This is a genomic window from Micromonospora sp. NPDC047670 (genome assembly GCF_043204915.1).
GTDB lineage: Bacteria > Actinomycetota > Actinomycetes > Mycobacteriales > Micromonosporaceae > Micromonospora.
Genome location: NZ_JBIDDA010000002.1, coordinates 367,067 through 392,581 on the forward strand (window position 1 = coordinate 367,067; position 25,515 = coordinate 392,581).

Here is a 25,515-nt window from a genome sequence, read left to right on the forward strand (position 1 = left end):
AGAGGATCACCGGGTGAGCGCGGACACCCCCGAACCCGACCGGACCGGCCGCCGACCCGACGAGCCGGGTGCCCCCGCGCCGGCGGCCCCGGCGGAGCCCGTCGCGCCGTCCCCGAGCGCAGCACCCGCCGGCCGGTACGCCACCCCCGAGGCCGGCTCCTACGCCACCCCCGAGGCCGGCCCCGGCGTGCCGTGGCAGGCCGGCGCCGTCAGCCCGTACGGCGAGCCCGGTGGGGTCCCGCACGACCGCCCTGGCCCGGCCTACGGGGTCGGTTACCCGGTCCCGCCGGCCGAGCCGGAGCTGCCCCGCGGCTGGGTGGCGCGGCTGGCGGCGGGCGGGGTGCTCGCGCTGACCGTGCTGGGGGTGCCGCTCGGGCTGCTCTGGGCCGCGCTCGCCCCGGACACCCCCGTGCTCAAGGTCCCCGACGGCGCGATCTACGCCGAGCCGCAGCCGGAGCAGCCGGTCGCCGCCGACGGCTGGTTCAGCCTGCTCGGGCTGGGCTTCGGGGTGCTCGCCGCGCTCGCGCTGTGGTTCCTGCTGCGCCGCGTGCGGGGGCCCGTCGGCCTGCTCACCGCCGTGCTCGGCGCGTTCGGCGCGGCGCTGGTCGCCTGGCAGGTCGGCCGGCGCATCGGGCTGGCCGGATACCAGCGGCTGCTGGAGACCGCCCCGGACGGCCGGGCCTTCGGCAAGCCCGCGGACCTGCGCGCCGGCGGGATCGACATGGTGCTCGGCGTGCTGCCGGTACCGCACGGCACCCTGCTGCTGCCCGCGTTCGGCGCGGCCGTGGCGTACACCCTGCTGGCGGGCTGGTCCCGCTGGCCGTCGCTGCGCCCGGAGCCGGCGCCCGGCGCGGCCGGGCTCAGTTGGGAGTCGGCGGGGACGCCAGCTCCGCCAGCGGCACCGGAACCGCCCGCACCTGGCGAAGCAGCGCCGCCTCGCGGTTGAGCAGCCGCAGCTCGGCCCGGAGCCGGGCGGCGGTGTCGTCGATGGCGAGCAGCCGCTGCCGGTCGGCCACGGTGAGCGCCGCCGTCGCGGCCACCAGGTGCGAGAGCACCGTCGGGTCCTCCGGCAACTGCTCGGACAGCTCCTCCTGGTCGGCCCGGATCAGCCCCAGGTACTGCCGGAACACCGAGATGACCCGGGCGGCGAGCAGGTCGGCGACCTCGTCCGGCCCGCCGGGCTCGGGCAGCCACTCCACCGCCGCGGTGAGGTAGGGGGCCGCGTCGCGGTCGACGTCGGCGATGCGGAACCTGCGCCGGCCGACGGTGACGATGTCGAAGCCGCCGTCGGGACGCTCGGTGACCTGGCGCAGCTCGGCGGTGCAGCCGACCTCGTGCAGGGTGACGTCGCCGCCGCCCGGCAGCGGCCGGCCGTCGGGCGCGGTCGGGGCGACCTCCCAGCCCGCCTGGATGGCCACCACCCCGAACTCGCGCGGCGCGCCCTCGGGGAGCCCGACCAGGTGCCGGACCAGGGCGCGGTAGCGCTCCTCGAATATGTGCAACGGCAGCACCAGACCGGGGAAGAGGACCGTCCCGAGCGGAAACACCGGCAGCCGCGCAGTCACGCGTCGAGCGTAGCCCGATCCCGGCGCGGCGGCGTGTCCCGGCTCACCGTCCCGGCGTACGGGCGGTGGCGGCCGGCGTCCGGGCGGGCCGCCTAGACTCGCAAGGGTGTTGAACCGGATCGACCTGCGCGGCGGTGTCCGTGACCCGCGCCGCCTGCTGCCCCGTGCCCAGCTCGACGTCTCCGTGGCCGTCGAGCGGATCCGCCCGCTCGTGGAGGCGGTCCGGGAGCATGGTTACCCGGCGATCCGGGAGGCGAGCGTCCGGTTCGACGGGGTCTCGCCCGAGGTGCTGCGGGTGCCCGCCGAGGCGATCACCGAGGCGGAGGGGACCCTCGACCCCGCGGTGCGCGCCGCGCTGCTGGAGTCGATCGGGCGGGCCCGGAAGGTGCACGCCGACCAGCGGCGCACCGACCACACCACGCAGGTGGTGCCGGGCGGCACGGTGACCGAGCGCTGGGTGCCGGTCGACCGGGTCGGCCTCTACGTCCCCGGCGGCCTGGCGATGTACCCGTCGACCGTGGTGATGAACGTGGTGCCGGCCCAGGCGGCCGGCGTCCGCTCGCTGGTCGTGGTCAGCCCGCCGCAGAAGGACAACGGTGGCCTGCCCGACGCCCGGGTGCTCGCCGCCTGCGCCCTGCTCGGCGTCGACGAGGTCTACGCCGTCGGCGGCGCCCAGGCCGTCGCGATGCTCGCGTACGGGGCGGCGGTGGACGCCGACGGCGGCGCGCACTGCGACCCCGTCGACATGATCACCGGCCCGGGCAACATCTGGGTGACCGCCGCCAAGCGGCTGCTGCGCGGCGTCGTCGGCATCGACGCCGAGGCCGGTCCCACCGAGATCGCCATCCTGGCCGACGACACCGCCGACCCGGCGCACGTCGCGGCCGACCTGATCAGCCAGGCCGAGCACGACCCCCTCGCGGCCAGCGTGCTGGTCACCCCGTCGGTCGAGCTCGTCGACGCGGTCGAGCGGGAGCTGGCCCGGCAGGTGCCGGCGACCAAGCACGCCGAGCGGGTCACCACCGCGCTGACCGGCGAGCAGAGTGGCGTCGTCCTGGTCGACGACCTCGACGCCGGGCTGCGGGTGGTCGACGCGTACGCGGCCGAGCACCTGGAGATCCAGACCCGGGACGCCCGCGAGTGGGCGCTGCGGGTACGCAACGCCGGGGCGATCTTCGTCGGCGCCTGGTCGCCGGTGTCGCTGGGCGACTACTGCGCCGGCTCCAACCACGTGCTGCCCACCGGCGGCTGCGCCCGGCACTCCTCGGGCCTGTCGGTGCAGTCCTTCCTGCGCGGCATCCACCTGGTCGAATACTCCGAGCAGGCGCTGCGCGAGGTGGCCCCGCACGTGGTCACCCTCGCCGGCGTGGAGGACCTGCCGGCGCACGGGCAGGCGGTCAGCGTGCGTTTCCCCGGGAGCGCGTCGTGAGCGGGCGCGCCGGCACCCTCGGCCCGCGGGCCGGCACCTCGCGCGGCGAGGAGGCGGCATGACCACCCTCGACGACCTGCCGATCCGCGACGACCTGCGCGGGCTGTCACCGTACGGGGCGCCGCAGCTCGACGTGCCCGTGCGGCTGAACACCAACGAGAACTCCCACCCGGTGCCCGAGCCGGTCGTCGAGGCCATCGGCAAGGCCCTCGCGGCGGAGCTGCGCGACCTCAACCGCTACCCGGACCGCGACGCCGTCGCGCTGCGCGCCGACCTGGCGGGCTACCTCGGCCACGGCCTCACCGCCGAGCAGGTGTGGGCGGCCAACGGCTCCAACGAGATCCAGCAGCAGCTGCTCCAGGCGTTCGGCGGGCCGGGGCGCACCGCGCTCGGCTTCACCCCGGCGTACTCGATGCACCCGCTGCTGGCGCTCGGCACCGGCACCCGGTGGGTGCCCGCCCGGCGCGGCGTCGACTTCGGGCTGACCGCCGGGGAGGCGGTCGACCAGGTCCGCGAGCACGCCCCGGACGTGGTCTTCCTCTGCTCGCCGAACAACCCCACCGGCACGGCGCTCGACCCGGCCGTGGTCGCCGCCGTGCTGGACGTCGCGCCCGGCATGGTGGTCGTGGACGAGGCGTACGCCGAGTTCGCCCGCCCCGGCACGGTCAGCGCCCTGGCGGTGCTGCCCGGGCACCCGCGGCTGGTGGTCACCCGGACGATGAGCAAGGCGTTCGGGTTCGCCGGCGGCCGGCTGGGCTACCTGGCCGCCGATCCGACGGTGGTGGCGGCGGTGCAGCTCGTCCGGCTGCCGTACCACCTCTCGGCGCTGACCCAGGCCGCGGCCCGGGCGGCGCTGGCGCACCGCGACGCCCTGCTCGGCACGGTGGCCGCGATCTCGCAGCAGCGCGACCGGATCGTGGCGGAGCTGCGCGGCCGGGGGTTCCGGGTCGCCGACAGCGACGCCAACTTCGCCCTGTTCGAGGTCGGGGGCGACCAGGCCGCCGCGTGGCGCACCCTGCTGGAGCAGGGCGTGCTGGTCCGCGACGTCGGCCTGCCCGGCTGGCTGCGGGTCACCGCCGGCACCCCCGCCGAGACCGACGCGTTCCTCGCCGCGATGGCGAAGCTCCCGAGGGAGCGCGCGGAATGAGCTTGCGATCCCCGCAGTGGCGACCGAAAGGTAAGCGATGAGCCGAACCGCCCGGGTGGAGCGGATCACCAAGGAGACGAAGGTCCTCGTCGAGATCGACCTCGACGGCACGGGCCGTGCCGAGATCGGCACCGGCGTCGGCTTCTACGACCACATGCTGCACCAGATCGCCCGGCACGGCGGCTTCGACCTGACCGTGCGCACCGTGGGCGACCTGGAGATCGACGCCCACCACACGATGGAGGACACCGCGCTCGCCCTGGGCGCCGCGTTCGACCAGGCGCTGGGGGACAAGGCCGGCATCCGGCGGTACGGCTCGGCCACCGTGCCGATGGACGAGGTCCTCGTCCGGGCCGCGGTCGACCTCTCCGGCCGCCCGTACGTCGTGCACGACGAGCCGGCGCTCGCGCCGTACATCGGCCCGGTCTACCCGACGAGCATGACCCGGCACATCTGGGAGTCCTTCGGCCAGGCCGCCCGGATCACGCTGCACGTGGACGTGTTGCGGGCGGCCCGTCCCGGCGGCCACCCGGACGCCCACCACGTGGTGGAGGCGCAGTTCAAGGCCGTCTCCCGCGCGTTGCGCGAGGCCACCGCGATCGACCCGCGTGCCGCGGGCGCGATCCCGAGCACGAAGGGTGCTCTCTGATGGGCGCGAGGAACGCGGCGCGGCGGGCTCCCGCGGTCGCGGACGGAAGGCGGAGCTGATGGGCCAGGTGCTGCCGACGTTGCTGCTGATCCTGGCCGGCGTGCTCGTGGGCGGCACGTGGTCGCTGCACAAGCAGGGCGCGCCGCGCGGCGCGGTGGTCGTCACCGCGCTGCTCGCCGTGCTGGCCACGGCCGGCGGCGTGCTCTGGCTGCTGCCGGGGGAGGGCTCGTGAGCGGGCGGATCGCCGGCCGGACGGGGGTGGCGGCGTGAGCAACGTCGTGGTGCTGGACTACGGATCGGGCAACCTGCGGTCGGCGGAGCGGGCACTGGCCCGGGCCGGCGCGGACGTGACGGTGACCGACGACCTGACCGCCGCCGCCGAGGCGGACGGCCTGGTGGTGCCGGGCGTGGGCGCCTTCGCGGCGTGCATGGCGGGCATCGAGGCGCTCGGCGCCGGGCCGGTGATCGCGGAGCGCGTCGCCGCCGGCCGTCCGGTGCTGGGCATCTGCGTGGGCATGCAGGTGCTCTTCGAGCACGGCGACGAGCACGGCGTGGTGACCAAGGGTCTCGGGCTGCTCCCCGGCGGGGTGACGAAGCTGGCCGCCGCCCGGCTGCCGCACATGGGCTGGAACACCGTGGCGGCGCCGGCCGGGTCGGTGCTCTTCGCCGGGCTGCCCGCCGACAGCCGGTTCTACTTCGTGCACTCCTACGCGGTCGGGGACCCGGGGGCGCTGGCCGCCGCCGGTGCCACGGTCACCACGGCCCGCCACGAGACCGACTTCGTGGCGGCCGTGGAGCGGGGCGCGCTCTGCGCGGCGCAGTTCCACCCCGAGAAGTCCGCCGACACCGGTGCCGCGCTGCTGCGCAACTGGCTCGCCTCGCTGTCCACCGGTGACTGAGCGACCGCCCCGCGCGGCGGGCAGCCCCGTCGCCGGTGACCGCGCCCCCGGCCGCCGGCGGGGCACGCCGTGAGCAAGGAGCGGGCGCGTCGCCGGGCGGCCCGGGAGGCCGAGGCGGCCCGGCAACGCCGCGCCCGGGAGCGGCGGGCGGCCCGGCGGCGGCGCCGGCGGGAGCTGTTCCGCCGGGTCACGCCCGCGCTGCGCCGGCGGCGTACGGGCCGGCTGCCCCGGCACAGCCGCGGCGAGCGGGCCGCGATCGTGCTGCTGACCCTGGCGGCGATGGTCCTGATCTGGTCGTTCGTGGACGACCTGGCGCTGCGGATCGCGCTGGTCGTGCTGTTGCTGCTCGTACTGCCGGCGATCGTGGTGATCGCCCTGGACCGTCGTACCTGAACACGAGGAGAAGAACACCGTGAGCCTCACCCTGTTGCCCGCCGTGGACGTCGCCGACGGCCAGGCCGTCCGCCTCGTGCAGGGCGCCGCCGGCAGCGAGACGACGTACGGCGACCCGCTGGAGGCCGCGCTGGCCTGGCAGCGGGACGGCGCCGAGTGGATCCACCTGGTCGATCTCGACGCGGCGTTCGGTCGGGGCTCCAACGCCCATTTGCTGGCCGAGGTGGTGCGCCAGCTCGACGTCAAGGTGGAGCTCTCGGGCGGCATCCGGGACGACGAGTCGTTGCAGGCGGCGCTCGGCACCGGCGCGGCCCGGGTGAACATCGGCACCGCCGCGCTGGAGGATCCGGTCTGGTGCGACCGGGTCTGCGGCGAGTACGGCGACCGGGTGGCGATCGGGCTGGACGTGCGTGGCCGCACCCTCTCCGCCCGGGGTTGGACCCGCGACGGCGGCGACCTCTACGAGGTGCTGGAGCGGCTGGACAAGGCCGGCGCGACGCGGTATGTCGTCACCGACATCACCAAGGACGGCACGATGCGCGGGCCGAACCTGGACCTGCTGCGCGAGGTCTGCTCCCGCACCGACGCCCCGGTGATCGCCTCCGGCGGCGTCTCCACGCTGGACGACCTGCGGGCGCTGGCGACCCTGGAGCCGATCGGGGTGGAGGGCGTGATCGCCGGCAAGGCGCTGTACGCGGGCGCCTTCTCGGTGGCGCAGGCGCTGGCCACCCTGGCGGCGGCGTGACCGTCACCCGGCTCGGCTCCGGCGGCCCCTGGGAGTCCCTGTACGGCTACTGCCGGGTGGTGCGGGCCGGCGACCTCGCCTGGACCGCCGGCTGCACCTCCACGGTGGACGGGGTGGTGACCCACGTCGGGGACGCGGCGGCGCAGACCGCGCAGGCCCTGCGGATCGGGCTGGACGCGCTCGCCGAGGTGGGCGCGGAACCGGGCGACGTGGTCCGCACCCGGATGTACGTCACCGACCGCACGTACGCCGACGAGGTGGGCCGGGCGCACAACGCGGTCTTCGGCGCCGTCCGCCCGGCCGCCACGATGGTGGTGGTGGCCGGCCTGATCGACCCGGACCACCTGGTCGAGGTGGAGCTGGAGGCGTACCTCGGCGACCGCTGACGGTCCCGGGCGTGGGGACGGACACAGCCCACCCCGATCGGTTGTGCGCAATTGAATTGCGGGCTATGTTTTCGGCGTGACCGATGAACTGGTGCTGCGGCGGCAGGTGTGCTTCGCGCTCTACGCCGCGTCGCGCGCCCTCACCGACGTCTACCGGCCCATCCTCGACGAGTTCGGCCTGACCTACCCGCAGTACCTGGTGCTGCTGGTGCTCTGGGAGCACGGCGACGACGCCCCCACGGTCTCCGAGCTCGGCGCGGCGCTGCGGCTGGACTCCGGCACGCTCTCCCCGCTGCTCAAGCGGCTGGAGGCGGCGGGCCTGGTGGTCCGGACCCGGTCGGCGCGCGACGAGCGGCGGGTGGAGGTGGGCCTGACCGGCGACGGCCGGGCCCTGCGGCAGCGCATGGACGAGGTGCCGCTGCGGGTCGCCCGCGCCACCGGCCTCACCGAGGCCGAGCTGGTCGCCCTGCGCGACACCCTCACCCGGGTCACCGAGACGATCCACCGACAGAAGGAGCAGTGACCACCATGCAGGTGCTCTACACCGCGTCCGCCCGGGCCACCGGCGACGGTCGGGACGGCCGCGTCCGCACCTCCGACGGCACCCTCGACCTGGGCCTGGCCGTGCCGAAGGAGATGGGTGGCGCCGGGGACGCCGCCAACCCCGAGCAGCTCTTCGCCGCCGGCTACGCCGCCTGCTTCCACTCGGCGCTGCGTCTGGTCGCCCGCAAGGCCCGGGCCGACGTCTCCGGCTCGGTCGTCGAGGCCGAGGTGGGCATCGGCCCGAACGGCAGCGGCGGCTTCGGGCTGACCGTCGCCCTCGCGGTCGACCTCCCGGCGGTGGAGCGCGCCGCCGCCGAGCAGCTCGTCGCGCAGGCCCACCAGGTCTGCCCCTACTCGAACGCGACGCGCGGCAACGTCGAGGTCGCCCTCACCGTCCGGGAGGCGCGGTGAGCACCCGCAACCGGGAGATCCACCTGGCCGCCCGCCCGCAGGGCTGGCCGACCGCCGACAACTTCCGCCTCGTCGAGACGGAGGTGCCCACCCCCGGCCCGGGCCAGATCGTGGTCCGCAACCAGTACATGTCGGTCGACCCGTACATGCGGGGGCGGATGAACGACGTCAAGTCGTACCTGCCGCCGTTCGCGCTCGACGCGCCGCTCGACGGCGGGGCGGTCGGTGAGGTCGTGGCCGGCGGGGCCGAGGGCATCCAGCCCGGCGACACCGTGCTGCACGGCCTCGGCTGGCGCGAGTACGCGCTGCTCGACGCGAAGGCCGCCCGTAAGGTCGACCCCGACCTCGCCCCGGTCACCGCCTACCTGAGCGTGCTGGGCATGACCGGCCTGACCGCCTACGCCGGGCTGCTGGAGGTGGCCGGGATGAAGCCGGGGGAGAGCGTCTTCGTCTCCGCCGCCGCCGGTTCGGTGGGCAGCCTGGTTGGGCAGATCGCCAAGCTCCGGGGCGCCGCGCACGTGGTCGGCAGCGCCGGCTCGGCGGCCAAGGTCGAGCGGCTGCGGGCGCTCGGCTTCGACGCGGCGTTCGACTACCACGACGGCCCGGTGCGCGAGTCGCTCAAGGCCGCCGCGCCCGACGGCATCGACGTCTACTTCGACAACGTCGGCGGCGACCACCTGGAGGCGGCGATCTCCGCGATGCGGCTGCACGGGCGCGCCGCGATCTGCGGCATGATCGCGCAGTACAACGACACCGCCCCGCCGGCCGCACCGCGCAACCTGGCGCTGCTGATCGGCAAGCGGATCACCCTGCGCGGCTTCCTGGTCGGCGACCACGGCCACCTGCGCGACGAGTTCGTGCGCGAGATGTCCGGGTGGCTGCGGGACGGGAAGATCTCGTACGACGAGACGGTCGTCGACGGAATCGAGAACGCCCCGGAGGCGTTCCTCGGCCTGCTGCGCGGCGAGAACCTGGGCAAGATGCTCGTCCGGCTGTGAGCGCCGACGCCTCCGGTGCGGCAGCGCTTCTCGGCGACGCCGGTGGTCGGCCTCACAGGGCCGGCCGCCGGCGTCGCCGGGGAGGATAGGCTCGCGGCATGACGGTGGCGGTACGGGTGATCCCCTGTCTGGACGTGGACGCCGGGCGGGTGGTCAAGGGGGTCAACTTCCTCGACCTGCGCGACGCCGGCGACCCGGTGGAGCTGGCCGCGGCGTACGACCGGGCCGGCGCGGACGAGCTGACCTTCCTCGACGTCACCGCCTCCTCCAGCGACCGGGGCACCATGCTCGACGTGGTCCGCCGCACGGCGGAGTCGGTCTTCATCCCGCTGACCGTCGGCGGCGGCATCCGGCAGGTGGCCGACGTCGACACCCTGCTGCGGGCGGGCGCGGACAAGGTCGGGGTGAACACCGCCGCGATCGCCCGCCCCGAGCTGATCGCCGAGATCGCCGACCGGTTCGGCCGGCAGGTGCTGGTGCTCTCGCTCGACGTGCGGCGCGCGCCGGTCGGCGGCACGCCCAGCGGCTTCGAGGTGACCACCCACGGCGGTCGGCGCGGCACCGGGCTGGACGCGGTCGAGTGGGCGCGTCGCGGCGCCGAGCTGGGCGCGGGGGAGATCCTGCTCAACTCCATGGACGCCGACGGCACCAAGGCCGGTTTCGACCTGGAACTCATCGGCGCGGTGCGCCGGGTGGTCGACGTGCCCGTGGTGGCCAGCGGCGGCGCGGGCGAGGTCGGGCACTTCGCGCCGGCGGTCGGCGCCGGCGCGGACGCGGTGCTCGCCGCCAGCGTCTTCCACTTCGGCGAGCTGACCGTCGCCGAGGTCAAGGACGCGCTGCGCGGGGCGGGCCACCCGGTCCGCTGACCGCCCCTTCTCGGCCGGCGGGTCAGTCCGGGCGGGGCCGGTTCTCCGGGGAGCGCCGGGGTGCCGGGATCGACCGCACCACGTATTCCTGGACGGCCGCGGCGTGCTCCTCCTCGTCGAGGTGCCACTCCGCGCTGCCCGGGGTGTGCCGCCGGCTGAGCACGCCCTGCACCGTGTCCACCGTGGTGGCCAGCCCGGCGCTCGGCCGGGTGCGCCAGAGGCGCTCACCGTCGGCGGTGATCCGGAACCAGCCGTCGCTGACGCTGACCAGCCCGGCCCCGACGAGGCGGCGGACCGCCGCCTCCACCTCGTGCCGTTCGGGGATCGCCTGGTTGAGGTGGTCGGCGGTGGAGAGCACGTCGGCCAGGCGCACGCCTTCGGGCCGCCGGCTGGACGCCGCCCGGCGGTGCCGTCCGGCACCGCTGGCGATCACCAGCGAGACGAAGATCCAGGCGTCGCTCCGGCGCCAACCGTTCTCCCCCATGCCAGGATTCTGCCGGGCGTCGCGGCCGAAGGGAACACCGACGCCGGGCCGACGTCCACGAACAGGGGGCGGGCGGCCCGACCCGGCGCGGGTGGACCGGGCTCGCGGGCGGTGCCTCCTGCCGGCTCCGCGCGGGCGGGGCAGGCCGTCGGAAGCGGCCGCGCCCCGCCGGGACCGGTCAGGTCGCGGGGAGCGGCTCGACCGGGCCCCGGGCCGTCTCCGCCGGTTGGGCGACGGTGAACAGCGGCAGGAAGACCTGGGTCAGCGGGCCGATGGCGAGCGCGTAGGCGATCGTGCCGACGCCGACCGTGCCGCCGAGCAGCCAGCCCAGCGCCAGCACGGTCACCTCGATGACGGTGCGGACCAGCCGGATCGACCGCCCGGGACGCCGGGCGACGTAGCCGGTCATCAGGCCGTCGCGGGGGCCGGGGCCGAGGCGGGCGCCGATGTAGAGGCCGGTCGCCGCGCCGTTGGCCACGATGCCGGCGACCAGCAGCCCGATCCGCACGCCGAGCGGCCCGCCGGCCGGCAGCAGGGCCAGGGTGGCGTCCACCACCAGCCCGATCACCAGGACGTTGCTGACCGTGCCGAGCCCCGGACGCTGCCGCAGCGGGATCCAGAGCAGCAGCACCAGCGCACCCACCGCGATGGTCACCGTGCCGAAGGAGAGGCCGGTCCGCTCGGACAGGCCCTGGTGGAACACGTCCCACGGGTCGAGCCCCAACCCTGACCTGATCATCAGACCCATGCTCAGGCCGTAGAGGACCAGCCCCGCGTAGAGCTGGGTCAGCCGCCGCACGGGACGATGCCGGAGATTGCCAATTACTGTCACTCATGCCACCCTAGAGGCCAATTGGCGGCCTTGAAGAGCCAATATCCGAGGAGTGGCCATGACGAGTCAGGTTCGGGGTGTCCAATTGGCGCGGCTCCTCGGGCAGTGGCACGCGCTCCCGGGCCGCCGCCGCAGTCCCGACTACGCCGCCTTGGCCGGCGCCGTCCGCGGCCTGCTCGCCGACGGCCGGCTGCCGCTGGGCGTACGCCTGCCGGCCGAACGGGAGCTCGCCGAGGCCCTGAAGATCAGCCGGACGACGGTCACCGCCGCGTACCGCGAGCTGCGGGAGAGCGGCCACCTGGCCAGCCGGCGCGGCGCCGGTAGCTGGACCATGCTCCCGGGCACCCACCGGGTGGCGAGCACGGGCCTGTGGACCCCGCTGGACGACCGGGACATGATCGATCTCGGGGTGGCCGCGCTCGCCGCCCCGCCGGAGCTGCTGCCGGCCGCCCGGGCCGCGGCCGAGGATCTGCCGCGCTACCTGGGCGGCGCCGGCTACCACCCGACCGGCGTCATCGAGCTGCGCGAGGCGGTGGCCCGCGCGTACACCGAGCGTGGCCTGCCGACCTCGCCCGACCAGATCATGGTCACCAACGGCACCCAGCACGCCCTGGACCTGGTGCTCCGCCTGGCCCTCGCGCCCGGCGGCAACGTGCTGGTGGAGTCGCCCAGCTACCCGAACGCGCTGGCCGCGCTGGCCGCCCGGCGGGCCCGGATCACCACCCACGGTCTGGCCGTCGAGGAGCCCGGGTGGGACGCCGACCTGCTGCTCGGCAGCCTCCGGCAGGCCCGCCCCAAGCTGGCGTACCTGATCCCGGACTTCCAGAACCCGACCGGCCACCTGATGCCGGCCCCGCTGCGCGAACGGGTGGTCGCCACCGCGCACGCCGTCGGCACCGATCTGGTCGTCGACGAGTCCTTCGTCGACCTGCCCCTGGACGGGACGGTGCTGCCCCCGCCGACCGCCAGCTTCGACCGGCACTCCCGGGTGATCACCATCGGCGGGATGAGCAAGCCGTTCTGGGGCGGCCTGCGGATCGGCTGGGTGCGTGCCTCGGCCCCGCAGGTGCAGCGGCTGGCCGCCGCCCGGGTCGGGGTCGACATGGCCAGCCCGGTGCTGGACCAGTTGGTCGCGGTCCACCTGCTCGCCGACGCCCCGGCCATCGTCGCCGCGCGCCGGGCGCAGCTCACCGCCCAGCGCGACGCGCTGCTGGCCGAGCTCGCGCGGCGCCTGCCCGAGTGGCGGGTCACCGTGCCGCACGGCGGCGTGACGCTGTGGGCCGAGCTCGACGGGCCGATCTCCAGCGCGCTCGCCCGGGCCACCGAGGAGGTCGGCGTACGGCTGGCACCCGGCCCCCGGTTCGGCCTGGACGGCACGCTGGAGCGCTTCCTGCGGCTGCCGTTCACCCTGCCCGTCGCGGACCTGGTGGAGGCGGTCGGCCGGATCGCCGCCGTTCGGTACGACCTGGACCGCGGCGGCCGGCCGCAGTGGCGGGAACCGGCCGTCATCGCCTGACCCCGGGACGGGCCCGCCCGGGACGCCGGACGCCGTCGTCGGCTGCCAGACTGTGCGCCGTGGCAATCGGCGGTACGACGCGGCGCTCGCCGCGCATTCGGGTCATGACGGAGGGGTCCACCGTGACCCCGCTCGAGCTCTTCTTCGATCTGGTCTTCGTCTACGCGCTCACCCAGGTGACCGCGCTGATGGCCGACGACCTCACCGGGCGCGGGCTGCTGCGGGGCCTGCTGCTGCTGGCCCTGCTGTGGTGGTGCTGGTGCTGCTACGCGTGGCTCGGCAACACCGTACGGGCCGACGAGGGCGTCGTCCGGGTCGCCCTGTTCGCGGTCATGGCCGCCATGTTCGTGGTGGCGGTGACCATTCCGGAGGCCTTCGACGACCTGCCCGGCGGGCTCTCCGGGCCGGTGGTCTTCGCCGCGTGCTACCTCGTCGTGCGGGTGCTGCACCTGGTCGTCTACTGGCACGCCGCGCGCGGCGACGCCGGCCTGCGCCGACAGCTGCTGCGGGCGGCGCTGCCCATGCTGGGCGGGGCGCTGCTGCTCTTCTCCGCCGCGTTGCTGCCGCAGCAGCTCGCCGACGACCCGGCCCGGGTCTCCACCATCCGGACGGCACTGTGGGTGCTCGCGCTGGTGGTGGACTACGCCGGCATCATGCTCATCGGCGCGGACGGCTGGCGGATCTTCTCGGCGGCGCACTGGGCCGAGCGGCACGGCCTGATCATCATCGTGGCGCTGGGGGAGTCGCTGGTCGCCATCGGCGTCGGCGTCACGCAGCTGCCGATCTCCTGGCCGATCATCGTCGCGTCCGCGTTGGCCATCACCGTGACCGCCGCGCTGTGGTGGGCGTACTTCGACGTGGTCGCCATCGCGGCGGAGCGGGTGCTGCACCGCGCCGAGGGCGCGGCCCGCGCCGCGCTGGCGCGGGACTCGTACACCTACCTGCACCTGCCGATGGTGATCGGCATCATCCTGCTCGCGCTCGGCTTCAAGAAGGTGCTGTCGTACGTCGGCGACGGCGCCGAGCACGACCTCACCGACCCGCTGCACGGTCTGGGCCTCTACGCCCTCTACGGCGGGGTGGTGCTCTACCTGCTCGGGCATCTCGGTTTCCGGCTGCGCAACATGGGCTCGGTCAACTGGCCCCGGGCGGCGGCCGTGCTGCTGCTGGTCGGCCTCGTGCCGCTGGCCGACCGCCTGCCGGCGCTGGCCGCGCTCGCGATGCTCGCCGTCGTCTGCGTCGGCATGGTGGTGGCCGAGACGCTGCTCTTCGGCGAGGCGAGGCGCGCCCTGCGGGAGGCGGCGCTGACCTCGCACGGCGCCGGGGCCGAACCCGACCACTGACCGGCCCTGGGCGCGGCCGGGCCGCCGACCCCGGCCAGGCCACCGACCTGGCTGGTCACCGACGCGGCGCGGTCACCGAGGTGCCGGCCCGGCACCTCGGTGACCGCGCCGGACGGGCTCCGCCGATCCGGTCCCCGGGCGCCGCGTCGGCTGAAACACTGCCCTGGTGGAGAGCACGGGCGGCGTCCGGTGGCCGCGGGGGATCCGGCCGAGCGCGCCGGGTTCCCGCACCACCCGGCTCGAACTCTTCTACGACCTCGTCTTCGTCTTCGCCTTCCTCAACGTCACCACCGCGACCGCCGGCAACCCGACCGTCCGCGGGCTGGTCCAGTGCCTGGTGGTGCTCGCCCTGCTCTGGTGGTGTTGGAGCGGCTTCGCGGCCCTGGGCAACGTGGTCCGCACCGACCAGGGGGTCGCGCCGCTGGTCGGCTTCGCCGCCTCGGCCGCCGTCTTCGTGCTCGCGCTGACCCTGCCGAAGGCCTTCGTCGACCGGCCCGGCGGGCTGTCCGGCCCGGTGGTCTTCGCCCTCTGCTACTTCCTGGTCCGCGCGTCCGAGGTGACGATCTTCCTGTGGCTGGCCCGCGCCGACCGGGAGGTGCGCCGGCGGACGCTGCCGTTCGCGCTGCCGGTGCCGGTGGCGACGGCGCTTCTCCTCACCGCCGCGCTCCTGCCGCAGCGGCTCCTCGACGGCACGGCCGAGCAGCTGTTCCGGCTGGCGTTGTGGCTCGCCGCCCTCGGCGTCGAGTACGGCGCCGGCGCGGCCCTGCACGGCGCCGGGTGGACGGTGCTCTCGGCGGGGCACTGGGCGGAACGGCACGCCCTGATCATCATGGTGGCGCTCGGCGAGTCGATCATCGCGCTCGGCCTCGGGCCCGGTACCACCGCCGGGCTCCCGCTGACCTGGCCGGTGATCATCGCGGCGGTCCTCGGCGTGGCGGTGGTCGCCGCGCTGTGGTGGGCGTACTTCGACACCCTCGCCCTCGCCATGGAGCAGGCGCTGCACCGCACCCGGGAGCCCCGTGCCCGCGCCGCGTTGGCCCGGGACGCCTACACGTTCCTGCACCTGCCGCTGATCGCGGGCGTGATCCTCTTCGCCCTGGGGCTCAAGGGGCTGATCTACGAGGGAGCCGACCCGACGACCCCGAGCTGGGGGGTGCCGCTGCCCGGGTTCGACCTGCTGGCCCTCTACGGCGGGGTCGCGCTCTACCTGGTCACGTTGATCCTGCTCGGGCGGCGGGTGCTGGGCGCGCCCCGGTGGCCGTCGGCCGCCGGGGCGGTGCTCCTCCTCGCGCTGGTCCCGGTCGCCGGTCGACTGCCGGAGCTGGTGGCGCTGGCCGTGCTGGCGGTGGCCATCGTGGCGGCGGTCGCGGCGCAGACGGCCGTCGACACCCCGCGCCGGCGGCACGTGCGCCAGGTGGCGCTGGAGGAGCAGGTCGCCTCCGAAACCGAGCAGACGAGGTGGCGGGGACAGCACCTGTGACGGCCGGTGGCCCGTGCCCGACCGGGCACGGGCCACCGGCGCGCCGTGCTCAGAGTTCGGCGAGCGTGCCGGCGTACATCTTCTCGATCTCGGCGGCGAAGTTGCTCTCCACGCCGCGGCGCTTGATCTTCAGCGACGGGGTGATCTCGCCGTCCTCGATGGTCAGGTCGCGCGGCAGGATCGCGACCTTCTTGATCGTCTCCCAGCGGTTGAGCTTGGCGTTGAGCTCGGCCACGTACTCCTCGACCATGGCCTGCGCCTCCGGCGAGGCGACGATGTCGGCGTAGTCGCGGCCCTCCAGCGGGGTGCCGGCGGCCCAGCCCCTGATCGCGTCCGGGTCCAGCGTGACCAGCATGGTGCAGTAGTTGCGGGCCTGGCCGATCACCACGGCCTGCGACGTGTACGGGCAGGTCGCCTTGAACATCCCCTCGATGTGCGAGGGCGCGATGTACTTACCGCCCGAGGTCTTGACCAGGTCCTTCTTCCGGTCGGTGATCTTCAGGTAGCCGTCGGCGTCCAGGGTGCCGATGTCACCGGTGCGGAAGAAGCCGCCCTCGGTGAACGCGGCCGCGGTCTCCTCGGGCAGGTTGTGGTAGCCGCGCATCACCGGCCGGCCGCGGACCAGGATCTCGCCGTCGGTGTCGATCCGGCACTCCAGGTCGCCCATCGCCTTGCCGACGGTGCCGATCCGCAGCCCGTCCGGTGGGTTGACGAAGTTGCCGGCGCTGGTCTCGGTGAGGCCGTAGCCCTCGGAGATCGGCAGGTTCGCGGCGGCGAAGAAGGTGGCGATCTCCGGGCTGAGCGGGGCGGCGCCGGAGACGAGCACCCGGATCCGGCCGCCGAGACGGGCCTGCAGCTTGCTGAAGACCAGCTTCTCGGCCACCGCGTACCTGAGCCGCAGCCCCGCCGGGACCGGCTTGCCGGCCTGCTCCAGGGCGACCTTCTCCTTGCCGACCCGCACGCCCCAGGCGAAGATCTTCGCCTTCGCGCCGCCGCCGGCCTGCGCGGTGGTCACCGCCTTGTTGTAGACCTTCTCGAACACCCGGGGGGCGCCGCACATCAGCGTCGGCCTGATCACCGCGAGCAGCTCGACCAGCTTGTCCACCCGACCGTCGACGTACGTCGGCAGGCCCACGTGGATCGCCCCGCAGAGCAGCGTCTTGCCGAACGAGTGGGACAGCGGGAGCCAGAGGTACTGCAGGTCGTCGTCGCGGAGGAGCCCGAGCTCGGCCTGCGCCACGCCCTCCCAGCACCAGCCGCCGTGCAGCAGCTCCACGCCCTTCGGCCGCCCGGTGGTGCCCGAGGTGTAGATCAGGGTGGCCAGGTGGTCGGGGCCGATCCCGGCGACCAGCATCTCGATCAGGTCGGGCTCGGCGGCCAACGCCCGCGCGCCCCGCTCCTCCAGCTCGGCGAGGGTGAGCTGCGGAACGGCGGCGGACGGGTCGGCGGCGCCGTCGAAGAGCACCACGTGGGTCAGGGCCGGCAGGTCCGCCCCGGCGAGCTTGGCGGCCTGGGCCGGATTCTCGGCGAACACCACGCGGGAGCCCGAGTCGGCGATGATGTAGGTCGCGTCCTCCGGCTCGGTGGTGGGGTAGACGGTGGTGGTCGCCCCGCCGGCACACATGATGCCGAGGTCGGCGAGCACCCATTCGAGCCGGGTGTTGGCGAGGATCGCCACCGGATGCTCCTGGCCGACCCCGAGCCCGTGCAGCCCGGCGGCGATCGCCTTGGCACGACGGGCCACCTGGTCCCAGGTCAGCCAGACCGGCCCGGAGTCGTCGGGGGCCGGGTGGGCGAAGGCGTCGCGGTCGGGGGAGGCCGCCACGCGCTTGAGGAACATGTCAGGGATGGAGCGGTACGGTACATCGAGAGCCATCGCTGTAGCCGCCTTCGGGGGTGGAGGCGTGACGGTCGTCACGTCGGTGTTCGTTACCGAAGAGTATTGCCTGCGCCGGGGCGTCGGCCAGCCCCCGGCGATCACGGCTGGGCCACGTCCCGTGACGTGGAACGCCGTCAGGCGTACCGGGCGGCCCGCAGCGACCAGTCGTAGGTGGCCCGGATCCAGTGGCGCCGCGCGGTCACCGCCGGCCGCAGGCTGTCGTCGCCGGTCGCCAGCAGCGCCGACTCCGTCGCCAGGTACGCCGCCAGGGCGTCGTTGAAGCGGTCGGCCGCGGCCCGCAGGGCCGACGACTCGTCGCCGCCGGTGCTCCCGGCCGCGATGACGGCCACCAGGTTGTGCCCGTCCGGCTGGGCGGCGGCCTCCTTGCCGTACGAGAAGACGTCGTTGCACCAGCAGACCAGGTCGGCGGCGAGCAGGTCGAGCGCGACCAGCGCGGGGGCGGCGCGGTCGGCCGCCCCCGGCTGCCCCCCGGAGGCCAGTTCGGTGAGGGTGAAGCTGGGGCGCACCGCGCCGGTGTGCCGGCGCATCTGGACGTACTCGGCCAGCTCCGGCACCCGGTCGTGCTCCCGGTTCGCGGCCTCCCAGAGCAGCGCCAGCAGGTACTCCCGCACCTCGCTGACGAAGCGCAGCAGCGCTGCGGGCGTCCCGGCGGCGCGGACCCGCCGGCACAGGTCGGCCAGCGCCTCGCCGAGCGGCCCCGCGGCGGCGGGCCCCCCGGCCGGTGCGCCGTGCCGGTCCAGGACGTCCAGCAGGGCCGCGACCGTCGGCGCCAGCCGGGTGGGGGCGTCGCCCAGGCCGTCCTCGTCGCACGCGTCGTCCATCACGAACAGCCAGGAGACGAGGTCGGTGAGCAGGCGCAGCCGGTCGACCGGCCCTTCGGGGCAGGCCCGCCCCGCCAGCCCGGCGGCGTCGGCCCGGCGCAGCCGGCGCAGTCGGTGCCCGTTAGTGATCAGACCGTGCCCGAGCGCCCAGTCGGTGCTCTCCTGCGCCACCCGATCGGTGGCGTCGTGCCGGCGCGCGGGGAAAGGGGGTTCCCGCAGCGCCGAGACCGCAAAGGTCCGCATGGTTTCCCCTGTCACCCGTCCCGGGCGGGACGGCGCGGGACAGCGTACGGGAGCGGGGATCGGTGGCGATCGTTGGGGGAGTGGCCGTTCAGATCTGTCTGTGACCGCTTCCGTGCAGTCCGTCACATGCCCAGGTGGGCGTTGCGGAGCCGGTCGGCCAACGCCGCCGGCCCGTCGATCTGCACCCGGGCCACCCGCTGGCGGCCGGAGAGGAACAGGACCAGCTCGCCGGGCGCGCCGACCACCCGCACCGGCTCGCCGCCCCGGCCGACGGAGAGCTCGCCGTAGCCCGGCGCCTGCACGAAGACGTCGGCCGGGAACCGGCGCAGCGCCAGCCGGGCCAGCCCGGCGGCACGCCGCCACAGCGCCGCCTGGAGCCGGGCCGCCAGGTCGCGCGGGAGCCAGCCCGGGCGGGCGCGGCGCACGTCCTCGTGGTGGATGAAGAACTCCATCGTGTTGGTCAGCTCGTCGGTCACCGGGTTGCTGACCGGGCTCCACACCGGTGGCCGGCGCACCTGCTCGACGAGGCGGGGCCAGGGGCGCGTCGCGATGCGCCGACGCACCCGCTCGGCGTAGCCGCGCAGGGGCGGCAGCAGGATGCCGCCGGCGGCGTCGGGGCGGCGTTCCCGCAGCACCAGGTGGGCGGCGAGGTCGCGGGTCGTCCACCCCTCGTTGACCGTCGGCGCGTCCGGTCCCAGCGAGAGCATCAGGTCGGCGAGCGCCTCGCGCTCCGATCGGGCGTACCGCGGCATGTCACCGATCGTAGGCGTGGAGGCACCCGTCGGCGCGCCCGGCGCGGGCGGTCCGCGTCCGTGACGGCGGACATACCGGCCCGGGGCGGCGGAGCTGGCCCCGACCGGTAAGGATGAGGGAGATAATTGCGGCTTACGGCGGGGGAGAGTGTGACGAGCAAGGCAGGTCGGGACGTGCTCTGGCGGGGGCTGGCCGTCCTCGGGAGGGCGATCCGGGAACAACCGCGGATCTTCGCGGTCGCGGTGACCGGCAGCGTGCTCTTCGGCGCCATGACGGTGGCCAGCGCCTTCGTGGTGGGCGCGGTGGTCGGTGACGTGGTGGTCCCGGCGATCGAACGGGGCTCGGTCGGGGTCGGTGCGCTCGCCCTGGCCGCCGCCGCGCTGTTCGGCATCAGCGTGCTGCGGGTGGCCGGCATCTTCGGCCGCCGGCTGGGCGCGGGTTACATGCAGTACCGTCTCCAGGCCGCCTACCGGCGCCGGGTCACGCGGCGTTACCTGGAGCTGCCGCTGGCCTGGCACCACCGCAACGCCACCGGCACGCTGCTGTCGAACGCCAACTCCGACGTCGAGGCGGCCTGGCACCCGATCGCGCCGCTGCCGTTCGCGGTCGGCACCCTGGTGATGCTGGTCGGCGCGGTGGCCTCGCTCTTCGTCACCGACTGGGCGCTGGCCCTCGTCGGGCTGGCCGTCTTCCCGGCGCTCTTCGCGCTCAACGTCGCCTACTCCCGCCGGATGGCCCCCCGCCAGGCCCGGGCCCAGCGGCTGCGCGCCGAGGTCAGCGGCATCGCCCACGAGAGCTTCGACGGCGCCCTGGTGGTCAAGACGATGGGCCGCGAGGCCCAGGAGACCGACCGGTTCGCCGCCCGGGCCGGCGAGCTGCGCGACGCGCTGGTGTCGGTCGGCCGGCTGCGCGGCGTCTTCGACCCGGTGCTGGAGACGCTGCCCAGCCTCGGCACCCTCGCCGTGCTGGTGGTGGGCACCTTCCGGCTGCGGCAGGGCGCGATCAGCGTCGCCGAGCTGATCAGCGTCGCCTTCCTCTTCACCGTGCTGGCCTTCCCCGTCCGGGCCATCGGCTGGGTGCTGGCCGAGCTGCCGCGCAGCGTCGCCGGCTGGGACCGGGTCCGCCGGGTGCTCGACGCCACCGGCGAGATGGCGTACGGCGACACGACGCTCGACCCGGCCGACCCCCGTCCGGCCACCCTCACCTTCGCCGGCGTCCGGTTCGGCTACGAGCCCGCCGAGGCGCACCTGCCCGGCACCGAGGTGCTCGGCGAGGTCTCGTTCACCGTGCCCGCCGGCAAGACCGTCGCCCTGGTCGGGCCGACCGGCGCCGGCAAGTCCACGATCGCCGCGCTGGCCGTGCGGCTGGTCGACCCCCGCGCCGGCACGGTGTGCCTGGACGGGGTCGACGTCCGCCGGCTCACCGCCGCGTCGCTGACCGGCACCGCCGCGCTCGTCGCGCAGGTGCCGTTCGTCTTCGACGACACGGTGCGGGCCAACATCACCCTGGACCGGCCGGGCATCGGCGACGACGACGTCTGGGCCGCGCTGCGGCTGGCCGAGGCGGACGGCTTCGTCGCCGCCCTGCCCGACGGTCTCGACACGAAGGTCGGCGAGCGGGGCACCTCGCTCTCCGGCGGCCAGCGGCAGCGGCTCACCCTGGCCCGCGCGCTCGCCGGCCGGCCCCGCCTGCTGGTCCTCGACGACGCGACCAGCGCCGTCGACCCGCGGGTGGAGGCCGCCATCCTGGCCGGGCTGCGCTCCTCCGCCGGCGAGCCCGGCGCGCCCGCCGCGTCGATCCTGGTGGTCGCCTACCGGCAGGCCACCATCGCGCTGGCGGACGAGGTGGTCTACCTGGAGCAGGGGCGGGTGGTCGCCCGCGGCACGCACGCCGAGCTGCTCGCCACCGTGCCCGGCTACGCCGACCTGGTCACGGCCTACGAGCAGGCCGAGGTCGACCCCGCCGGGGACGAGACGTACGACGAGGTCGCCCCGCTGAGCTCGGGCCTGGAGATCGAGGTGGACCGGTGAGCGCGAGGAGCGCAGCGGAGCGGAGCCCCGCAGTCGTGAACGAGAGGCGGGCCGGGTGAGCGCGAGGAGTGCAGCGGAGCGGAGCCCCGCAGTCGTGAACGAGAGGCGGGCCCGGTGAGCGTGACCACGACCACGAGCAAGGCGGCGTCGGCCGAGACGGCCGAGGAGACCGAGACGACCTGGCAGACGCTGCGGCGGGGGCTGGCGCTCTCCCCGGAGCTGCGGGTCGGCCTCGCCGGCACGCTGGGCCTGGCCCTGGTCTACATGGTCGGCCGGGCGGCCGTGCCGGTGGCCGTGCAGCAGGGCATCGACAACGGCATCGTCGGCGGCCTCGACCTGACCGTGGTCTGGACGGTGGTCGCCGCCACCGCCGCGGTGCTGGTGGTGACCACCGTCTGCGGTTACCTGATGATGCGCCGGCTCTTCACGGTCAGCGAGACCGCGCTGGCCAACGTGCGGGTGCGGGCGTTCCGGCACGTGCACGACCTGTCCATGCTCCACCAGCAGTCCGAGCGGCGCGGTTCGCTGGTGTCGCGGGTGACCAGCGACGTCGACCAGATCACCCAGTTCCTCCAGTGGGGCGGCGTGATCCTGGTGATCAACCTTGGCCAGCTGGTGGTCACCACGCTGGTCATGCTGGCGTACTCCTGGCAGCTGACCCTGGTCGTCTACGCCGCCTTCCTGCCCGCCGTGCTGGTGATCCGGCTGTTGCAGCGCCGCCTCGCCGGTGCGTACGGGGTGGTCCGGCAGCGCACCGGGGCGCTGCTCGGCGCGATCGGGGAGAGCGTGGTCGGCGCGCCGGTGATCCGGGCGTACGGAATCGCCGGGCGGACCGCCCGCCGGCTCGACGAGGCGATCGACGGACAGCGGCGGGCCCAGCAGCGGGCGATCAGGATCAGCATCATGGGCAGCTCGGTCGGCGAGCTGGCCGCCGGGCTGGCCCTGGCCGGCGTGGTGGTGCTGGGGGTGGTCCTCGGCGCCGACCGCACCCTGAGCGTCGGCGAGGTGACCGCCTTCCTCTTCCTGGTCACGCTCTTCATCCAGCCGGTGCAGATCGCCACCGAGGTGCTCAACGAGGCGCAGAACGCCATCGCCGGCTGGCGCCGGGTGCTGGACGTGCTGGACGTCGCGCCGGACGTCGCCGATCCGGGCGAGCAGGGGCGCGAGCTGCCGGCCGGCCCGCTGGACATCCGCTTCGCCGGGGTGGGCTTCGCCTACCCGGGCGGCCCGCCCGTGCTGCACGACATCGACGTGGAGATCCCGGCGAAGAGCCGGGTGGCGGTGGTCGGCGAGACCGGCAGCGGCAAGACCACGTTCGCCAAGCTGCTCACCCGGCTGATGGACCCGACGGCCGGCCAGGTGCTGCTCTCCGGGGTGCCGCTGGAGCAGGTCCGGTTCGCCTCGCTGCGCTCCCGGGTGGTGATGGTGCCGCAGGACGGCTTCCTCTTCGACGCCACGGTGGCGGAGAACGTCCGCTTCGCCCGTCCCGAGCTGACCGACGAGCAGCTCGCCGCGGCCTTCACCGAGCTGGGGCTGGCGGACTGGCTGGAAGGGCTGCCGTCGGGCCTGCACACCCCGGTGGGGGAGCGGGGCGAGGCGCTGAGCGTGGGGGAGCGGCAGCTGGTCGCGCTGGCCCGCGCGTACGTGGCCGACCCGGATCTGCTGGTGCTGGACGAGGCGACCAGCGCTGTCGACCCGGCCACCGAGGTGCGGCTGCAACGCACCCTGGACGCGGTGACCCGGGGGCGCACCACCCTCGCGATCGCGCACCGGCTCTCCACCGCGCAGTCCGCCGACGAGGTGATCGTGGTGGACCGGGGCCGGATCGTGCAGCGCGGCCCGCACGACGAGCTGGTCCGCGACCCGGAGTCCGTCTACGGCCTGCTCTACGCCTCCTGGCTGGAGCAGACCCGCTGAGCGGACCCGGCCGGGCCCGGCCGGCGCGCCGTGAGGCGCCCGCCGCGGCCCGGCCGGGGGTGTCGGCCCGTCAGCGGGAGTAGAACTCCACCACGAGCTGCTCGTCGCAGAGCACCGGGACCTCGTGCCGGGCGGGCTCGCGCAGCAGCGTGGCGCGCAGCTCGGGCAGCTCCACCGACAGGTACGGCCGGGCCGGGTCCTCGGCCGCGTTCGCGCCGGCCGCGGCGAGCTGGAACGGCGCCGACGCGCGGCTGCGCTCGCGCACGGCCACCACCTGTCCCGGCCGCAGCCGGTACGACGGGCGGTCGACCTTGCGCCCGTCGACGGTGAAGTGGCCGTGCGCGACCAGTTGCCGGGCCTGGTAGATGCTGCGGGCCAGCCCGGCCCGGTGCACCACCGCGTCGAGCCGCCGCTCCAGGAGGGCGACCAGGCTCTCGCCGGTCTTGCCCGCGCCCCGGGCGGCCTCGTCGAACGCGCGGCGCAGCTGGGTCTCGCTGACGTTGTACTGGTGGCGCAGGCGCTGCTTCTCCAGCAGCCGCACCTGGTAGTCCGAGGTCTTGCGGCGCTGCCGCCCGTGCACGCCGGGTGGGAAGGGGCGCCGTTCGAGGTACCGCACGCACTTGCGGGTGAGCGGGATGCCGAGGGCGCGGGAGAGCCGGGCCTTGGGCCTGGGGTGGTTCACGCTGGACGTCTCCGATCCGGTGCTCTAGTCTCCGAGTTAGGTAAGCCTAACCTACTAAGGAGGTCGTGCCATGCGGCCCAGCCCGGCGGAGATCGTCCGTACCCTCGTCGCCGGCCGGTTGCCCGGCCTCGCCCACGTCGCGCACCGGCCCGGCCCGCACCAGGTGCGGCACGTGACCGACCCGGACGGGCGGGTGCTGCTGCTGGTGCCGGTGGTCAGCGACCTCGCCGCCGCCCTGCGGCCCGCCGACGGCGAGTGCGACATCGCGCTGGTGCTGGACGTGCTCGACCTGCCACCCGCCGCCGGCGCCCCGAGCCTCGGCCGGGCCTGGGTCTCCGGCTGGGCGGCCCGCCTGGACGGCGCGGAGGAGCGTCGCGCCGCGCTGGACTTCGCGGCGGTGGAGCCGACCGGCGACCTGCTCGACGTCGGCACCCGGTTCCGGCTGCACCGCTTCGAGGTGGTCGAGGCCCGCTGGGAACGCGGGGACGCCGTCCGCCGGATCGACCCCACGGCGTACGCCGAGGCCGAGCCGGACCCCCTGCACCCGGTCGAGGCGGGGCTGCTGGCCGACCTCGCCGAGCACCACGCCACCGAGGTGGCCGGCTACCTGCGCCGGCAGCTCGGCCTGCCCGAGACCGGCCCGGACAGCGCGCCCCGGGTGGTCCGGATCGACCGGTACGGCCTGCTGGTCGTCCACGGCCGGCCCGGCGCGCGCCGCCGCGCCCGCCTGGCCTTCCCGCGCCCGCTGACCGGCCGGGAGGAACTGGCCCGCCTCCTGCACCCGCTGCTCTGCCGTCACGCCGCCGCCCGGCACGCCGACCACGCCTGACCCCGGCGGGCCCTGGGGAAGGCGCCGGTCAGCCGGGGAAGACGTCGGCGAGGTCGCCGGTCAGGTAGCGCTGCACCGTCGGGCCGACCGCCGCGACGAGCGTCTCCGGGGCGGCCGAGGCGACCGGCTCCAGCCGGACCACGTGCCGCATCATGGCCAGCCCGATCATCTGGCTGGCCACCAGCGAGCCCCGCAGCGGCAGCTCGGCCGGGTCGACGTCGAGCTGGTCGAGGACCTTGCGGAGCACCTGGCTGACCAGGAACTCCCGCAGCAGCCGGGCGGTCCACTCGTTGCTCAACGCGGAGCGCAGCAGCGCCACGCCGGCCGTGCCGGCCGGGGAGTCCCAGACGCCGAGGAAGGTGCGCACCAGCCGTTCCCCGATGCCCTCCCGGTCTCCGGCGAGCACGTTGGGCAGCAACTCGCCCGGGTCGACCGGCGCCTGCATCGCGGCCAGGAAGAGCTGGTCCTTGCTGCCGAAGTAGTGGTGCACCAGGGCCGGGTCCACCCGCGCGGCGGCGGCGATGGCGCGGATCGAGGCCGCGTCGAACCCGCGCTCGGCGAAGGCGGCGCGGGCCGCGCCGAGGATCGCCTGCCGGGTGTCCGGGTTGCCGGGTCGCCGTCCGGTCCGCCGTGCCATCGCCGCCCTTCGCTCCG

At 75.2% G+C, this 25,515-nt stretch carries 27 protein-coding genes; 19 read left to right on the plus strand and 8 right to left on the minus strand.

Annotated features, from left to right (window positions below; translation table 11 throughout):
• Window positions 1-13: 13 nt before the first annotated feature.
• A complete protein-coding gene (locus ACGF7U_RS06285) occupies window positions 14-946 on the plus strand; it encodes a DUF2567 domain-containing protein (RefSeq protein ID WP_393103530.1) in 933 nt (310 codons plus the stop codon).
• Here ACGF7U_RS06285 and ACGF7U_RS06290 read toward each other — a convergent pair.
• A complete protein-coding gene (locus tag ACGF7U_RS06290) occupies window positions 861-1,565 on the minus strand; it encodes an LON peptidase substrate-binding domain-containing protein (RefSeq protein ID WP_393103532.1) in 705 nt (234 codons plus the stop codon). The genes ACGF7U_RS06285 and ACGF7U_RS06290 overlap by 86 nt on opposite strands.
• Window positions 1,566-1,671: 106 nt before the next feature.
• Here ACGF7U_RS06290 and hisD point away from each other — a divergent pair, with 106 nt between their 5' ends.
• The 12 genes from hisD to hisF all read left to right on the plus strand — a co-directional run bounded on the left by hisD (window position 1,672) and on the right by hisF (window position 10,031).
• Window positions 1,672-2,994 carry a histidinol dehydrogenase gene (hisD, locus tag ACGF7U_RS06295; RefSeq protein WP_393103534.1) on the plus strand — a complete coding sequence of 441 codons (1,323 nt, stop codon included), beginning with the start codon at window positions 1,672-1,674 and terminating at the stop codon, window positions 2,992-2,994.
• A 58-nt stretch (window positions 2,995-3,052) separates the two neighbouring features.
• The gene (locus ACGF7U_RS06300) at window positions 3,053-4,141 is read left to right on the plus strand and encodes a histidinol-phosphate transaminase (protein WP_393103536.1); all 1,089 of its coding nucleotides are present in this window, start codon (window positions 3,053-3,055) and stop codon (window positions 4,139-4,141) included.
• 37 nt (window positions 4,142-4,178) lie between these two features.
• Window positions 4,179-4,790, plus strand: coding sequence for an imidazoleglycerol-phosphate dehydratase HisB (hisB, locus tag ACGF7U_RS06305; protein ID WP_088999256.1), 612 nt, complete (start codon window positions 4,179-4,181; stop codon window positions 4,788-4,790).
• A gap of 58 nt (window positions 4,791-4,848) precedes the next feature.
• Window positions 4,849-5,022, plus strand: a complete 174-nt coding sequence (locus ACGF7U_RS06310) for a hypothetical protein (protein ID WP_393103538.1) — start codon at window positions 4,849-4,851, stop codon at window positions 5,020-5,022.
• A 34-nt stretch (window positions 5,023-5,056) separates the two neighbouring features.
• Window positions 5,057-5,689 carry an imidazole glycerol phosphate synthase subunit HisH gene (gene hisH / locus ACGF7U_RS06315; protein ID WP_393103540.1) on the plus strand — a complete coding sequence of 211 codons (633 nt, stop codon included), beginning with the start codon at window positions 5,057-5,059 and terminating at the stop codon, window positions 5,687-5,689.
• Window positions 5,690-5,758: 69 nt separating this feature from the next.
• Window positions 5,759-6,082, plus strand: coding sequence for a hypothetical protein (locus ACGF7U_RS06320; RefSeq protein WP_393103542.1), 324 nt, complete (start codon window positions 5,759-5,761; stop codon window positions 6,080-6,082).
• 19 nt (window positions 6,083-6,101) lie between these two features.
• A complete protein-coding gene (gene priA / locus ACGF7U_RS06325; protein WP_393103544.1) occupies window positions 6,102-6,827 on the plus strand; it encodes a bifunctional 1-(5-phosphoribosyl)-5-((5-phosphoribosylamino)methylideneamino)imidazole-4-carboxamide isomerase/phosphoribosylanthranilate isomerase PriA in 726 nt (241 codons plus the stop codon).
• Complete coding sequence (locus ACGF7U_RS06330) at window positions 6,824-7,213, plus strand: RidA family protein (RefSeq protein WP_393103546.1); 390 nt, start codon at window positions 6,824-6,826, stop codon at window positions 7,211-7,213. Before priA ends, ACGF7U_RS06330 begins: the two co-directional genes overlap by 4 nt.
• Before the next feature lie 76 nt (window positions 7,214-7,289).
• A complete protein-coding gene (locus ACGF7U_RS06335) occupies window positions 7,290-7,736 on the plus strand; it encodes a MarR family winged helix-turn-helix transcriptional regulator (RefSeq protein ID WP_393103548.1) in 447 nt (148 codons plus the stop codon).
• Window positions 7,737-7,741: 5 nt separating this feature from the next.
• Complete coding sequence (locus tag ACGF7U_RS06340; RefSeq protein ID WP_393104139.1) at window positions 7,742-8,167, plus strand: organic hydroperoxide resistance protein; 426 nt, start codon at window positions 7,742-7,744, stop codon at window positions 8,165-8,167.
• Window positions 8,164-9,165, plus strand: a complete 1,002-nt coding sequence (locus tag ACGF7U_RS06345) for an NADP-dependent oxidoreductase (protein ID WP_393103550.1) — start codon at window positions 8,164-8,166, stop codon at window positions 9,163-9,165. The genes ACGF7U_RS06340 and ACGF7U_RS06345 overlap by 4 nt, the downstream gene beginning before the upstream one ends.
• A 98-nt stretch (window positions 9,166-9,263) precedes the next feature.
• Window positions 9,264-10,031 carry an imidazole glycerol phosphate synthase subunit HisF gene (hisF, locus tag ACGF7U_RS06350; RefSeq protein WP_393103552.1) on the plus strand — a complete coding sequence of 256 codons (768 nt, stop codon included), beginning with the start codon at window positions 9,264-9,266 and terminating at the stop codon, window positions 10,029-10,031.
• Between the two features lie 22 nt (window positions 10,032-10,053).
• Here the strand turns inward: hisF and ACGF7U_RS06355 are convergent, their stop codons facing one another.
• Both ACGF7U_RS06355 and ACGF7U_RS06360 read right to left on the minus strand, forming a co-directional pair.
• Window positions 10,054-10,515 carry a hypothetical protein gene (locus ACGF7U_RS06355; protein WP_393103553.1) on the minus strand — a complete coding sequence of 154 codons (462 nt, stop codon included), beginning with the start codon at window positions 10,513-10,515 and terminating at the stop codon, window positions 10,054-10,056.
• 178 nt (window positions 10,516-10,693) lie between these two features.
• Window positions 10,694-11,347 carry a YitT family protein gene (locus ACGF7U_RS06360; protein WP_393103555.1) on the minus strand — a complete coding sequence of 218 codons (654 nt, stop codon included), beginning with the start codon at window positions 11,345-11,347 and terminating at the stop codon, window positions 10,694-10,696.
• A 58-nt stretch (window positions 11,348-11,405) separates the two neighbouring features.
• Between ACGF7U_RS06360 and ACGF7U_RS06365 the strand changes: the two genes are divergently transcribed.
• The 3 genes from ACGF7U_RS06365 (at window position 11,406) to ACGF7U_RS06375 (ending at window position 15,686) form a co-directional block, all read left to right on the plus strand.
• The gene (locus ACGF7U_RS06365) at window positions 11,406-12,863 is read left to right on the plus strand and encodes a PLP-dependent aminotransferase family protein (RefSeq protein WP_393103557.1); all 1,458 of its coding nucleotides are present in this window, start codon (window positions 11,406-11,408) and stop codon (window positions 12,861-12,863) included.
• Window positions 12,864-12,985: 122 nt separating this feature from the next.
• On the plus strand, window positions 12,986-14,206 hold the full coding sequence (locus tag ACGF7U_RS06370; protein WP_393103559.1) for a low temperature requirement protein A: 1,221 nt from the start codon (window positions 12,986-12,988) through the stop codon (window positions 14,204-14,206).
• Between the two features lie 166 nt (window positions 14,207-14,372).
• The gene (locus tag ACGF7U_RS06375) at window positions 14,373-15,686 is read left to right on the plus strand and encodes a low temperature requirement protein A (RefSeq protein WP_393103561.1); all 1,314 of its coding nucleotides are present in this window, start codon (window positions 14,373-14,375) and stop codon (window positions 15,684-15,686) included.
• Between the two features lie 49 nt (window positions 15,687-15,735).
• Here ACGF7U_RS06375 and ACGF7U_RS06380 read toward each other — a convergent pair whose 3' ends face one another.
• The 3 genes from ACGF7U_RS06380 to ACGF7U_RS06390 form a co-directional block, all read right to left on the minus strand.
• On the minus strand, window positions 15,736-17,562 hold the full coding sequence (locus tag ACGF7U_RS06380) for an AMP-dependent synthetase/ligase (RefSeq protein WP_393103563.1): 1,827 nt from the start codon (window positions 17,560-17,562) through the stop codon (window positions 15,736-15,738).
• A 137-nt stretch (window positions 17,563-17,699) separates the two neighbouring features.
• Window positions 17,700-18,650, minus strand: a complete 951-nt coding sequence (locus ACGF7U_RS06385; protein WP_393103565.1) for a terpene synthase — start codon at window positions 18,648-18,650, stop codon at window positions 17,700-17,702.
• Window positions 18,651-18,772: 122 nt separating this feature from the next.
• Complete coding sequence (locus tag ACGF7U_RS06390; protein ID WP_393103567.1) at window positions 18,773-19,402, minus strand: TIGR03085 family metal-binding protein; 630 nt, start codon at window positions 19,400-19,402, stop codon at window positions 18,773-18,775.
• Window positions 19,403-19,576: 174 nt separating this feature from the next.
• Between ACGF7U_RS06390 and ACGF7U_RS06395 the strand changes: the two genes are divergently transcribed.
• Together ACGF7U_RS06395 and ACGF7U_RS06400 are read left to right on the plus strand one after the other, a co-directional pair.
• Complete coding sequence (locus ACGF7U_RS06395; protein WP_393104141.1) at window positions 19,577-21,433, plus strand: ABC transporter ATP-binding protein; 1,857 nt, start codon at window positions 19,577-19,579, stop codon at window positions 21,431-21,433.
• A 120-nt stretch (window positions 21,434-21,553) separates the two neighbouring features.
• Window positions 21,554-23,350: an ABC transporter ATP-binding protein gene (locus ACGF7U_RS06400; RefSeq protein ID WP_393104143.1), complete on the plus strand. Its 1,797-nt coding sequence runs from the start codon at window positions 21,554-21,556 to the stop codon at window positions 23,348-23,350.
• Between the two features lie 70 nt (window positions 23,351-23,420).
• On the opposite strand, the gene rpsD is transcribed toward ACGF7U_RS06400, so the two are convergent.
• Entirely contained in the window at window positions 23,421-24,032 is a 612-nt protein-coding gene (gene rpsD, locus ACGF7U_RS06405) for a 30S ribosomal protein S4 (RefSeq protein ID WP_393103569.1), read from the minus strand.
• A gap of 70 nt (window positions 24,033-24,102) precedes the next feature.
• Between rpsD and ACGF7U_RS06410 the strand changes: the two genes are divergently transcribed.
• A complete protein-coding gene (locus tag ACGF7U_RS06410) occupies window positions 24,103-24,861 on the plus strand; it encodes a DUF2470 domain-containing protein (RefSeq protein WP_393103571.1) in 759 nt (252 codons plus the stop codon).
• A gap of 28 nt (window positions 24,862-24,889) precedes the next feature.
• Here the strand turns inward: ACGF7U_RS06410 and ACGF7U_RS06415 are convergent, their stop codons facing one another.
• Entirely contained in the window at window positions 24,890-25,498 is a 609-nt protein-coding gene (locus tag ACGF7U_RS06415; RefSeq protein WP_393103573.1) for a TetR family transcriptional regulator, read from the minus strand.
• Window positions 25,499-25,515: the final 17 nt, after the last annotated feature.

Coding starts and splice junctions, on each gene's coding strand:
- ACGF7U_RS06300 (WP_393103536.1), top strand. CDS start 3,053: ATGACCACCCTCGACGACCTGCCGATCCGCGACGACCTGCGCGGGCTG.
- hisB (WP_088999256.1), top strand. CDS start 4,179: ATGAGCCGAACCGCCCGGGTGGAGCGGATCACCAAGGAGACGAAGGTC.
- ACGF7U_RS06310 (WP_393103538.1), top strand. CDS start 4,849: ATGGGCCAGGTGCTGCCGACGTTGCTGCTGATCCTGGCCGGCGTGCTC.
- ACGF7U_RS06340 (WP_393104139.1), top strand. CDS start 7,742: ATGCAGGTGCTCTACACCGCGTCCGCCCGGGCCACCGGCGACGGTCGG.
- hisF (WP_393103552.1), top strand. CDS start 9,264: ATGACGGTGGCGGTACGGGTGATCCCCTGTCTGGACGTGGACGCCGGG.
- ACGF7U_RS06355 (WP_393103553.1), bottom strand. CDS start 10,515: ATGGGGGAGAACGGTTGGCGCCGGAGCGACGCCTGGATCTTCGTCTCG.
- ACGF7U_RS06365 (WP_393103557.1), top strand. CDS start 11,406: ATGACGAGTCAGGTTCGGGGTGTCCAATTGGCGCGGCTCCTCGGGCAG.
- ACGF7U_RS06380 (WP_393103563.1), bottom strand. CDS start 17,562: ATGGCTCTCGATGTACCGTACCGCTCCATCCCTGACATGTTCCTCAAG.
- ACGF7U_RS06385 (WP_393103565.1), bottom strand. CDS start 18,650: ATGCGGACCTTTGCGGTCTCGGCGCTGCGGGAACCCCCTTTCCCCGCG.
- ACGF7U_RS06390 (WP_393103567.1), bottom strand. CDS start 19,402: ATGCCGCGGTACGCCCGATCGGAGCGCGAGGCGCTCGCCGACCTGATG.
- ACGF7U_RS06410 (WP_393103571.1), top strand. CDS start 24,103: ATGCGGCCCAGCCCGGCGGAGATCGTCCGTACCCTCGTCGCCGGCCGG.
- ACGF7U_RS06415 (WP_393103573.1), bottom strand. CDS start 25,498: ATGGCACGGCGGACCGGACGGCGACCCGGCAACCCGGACACCCGGCAG.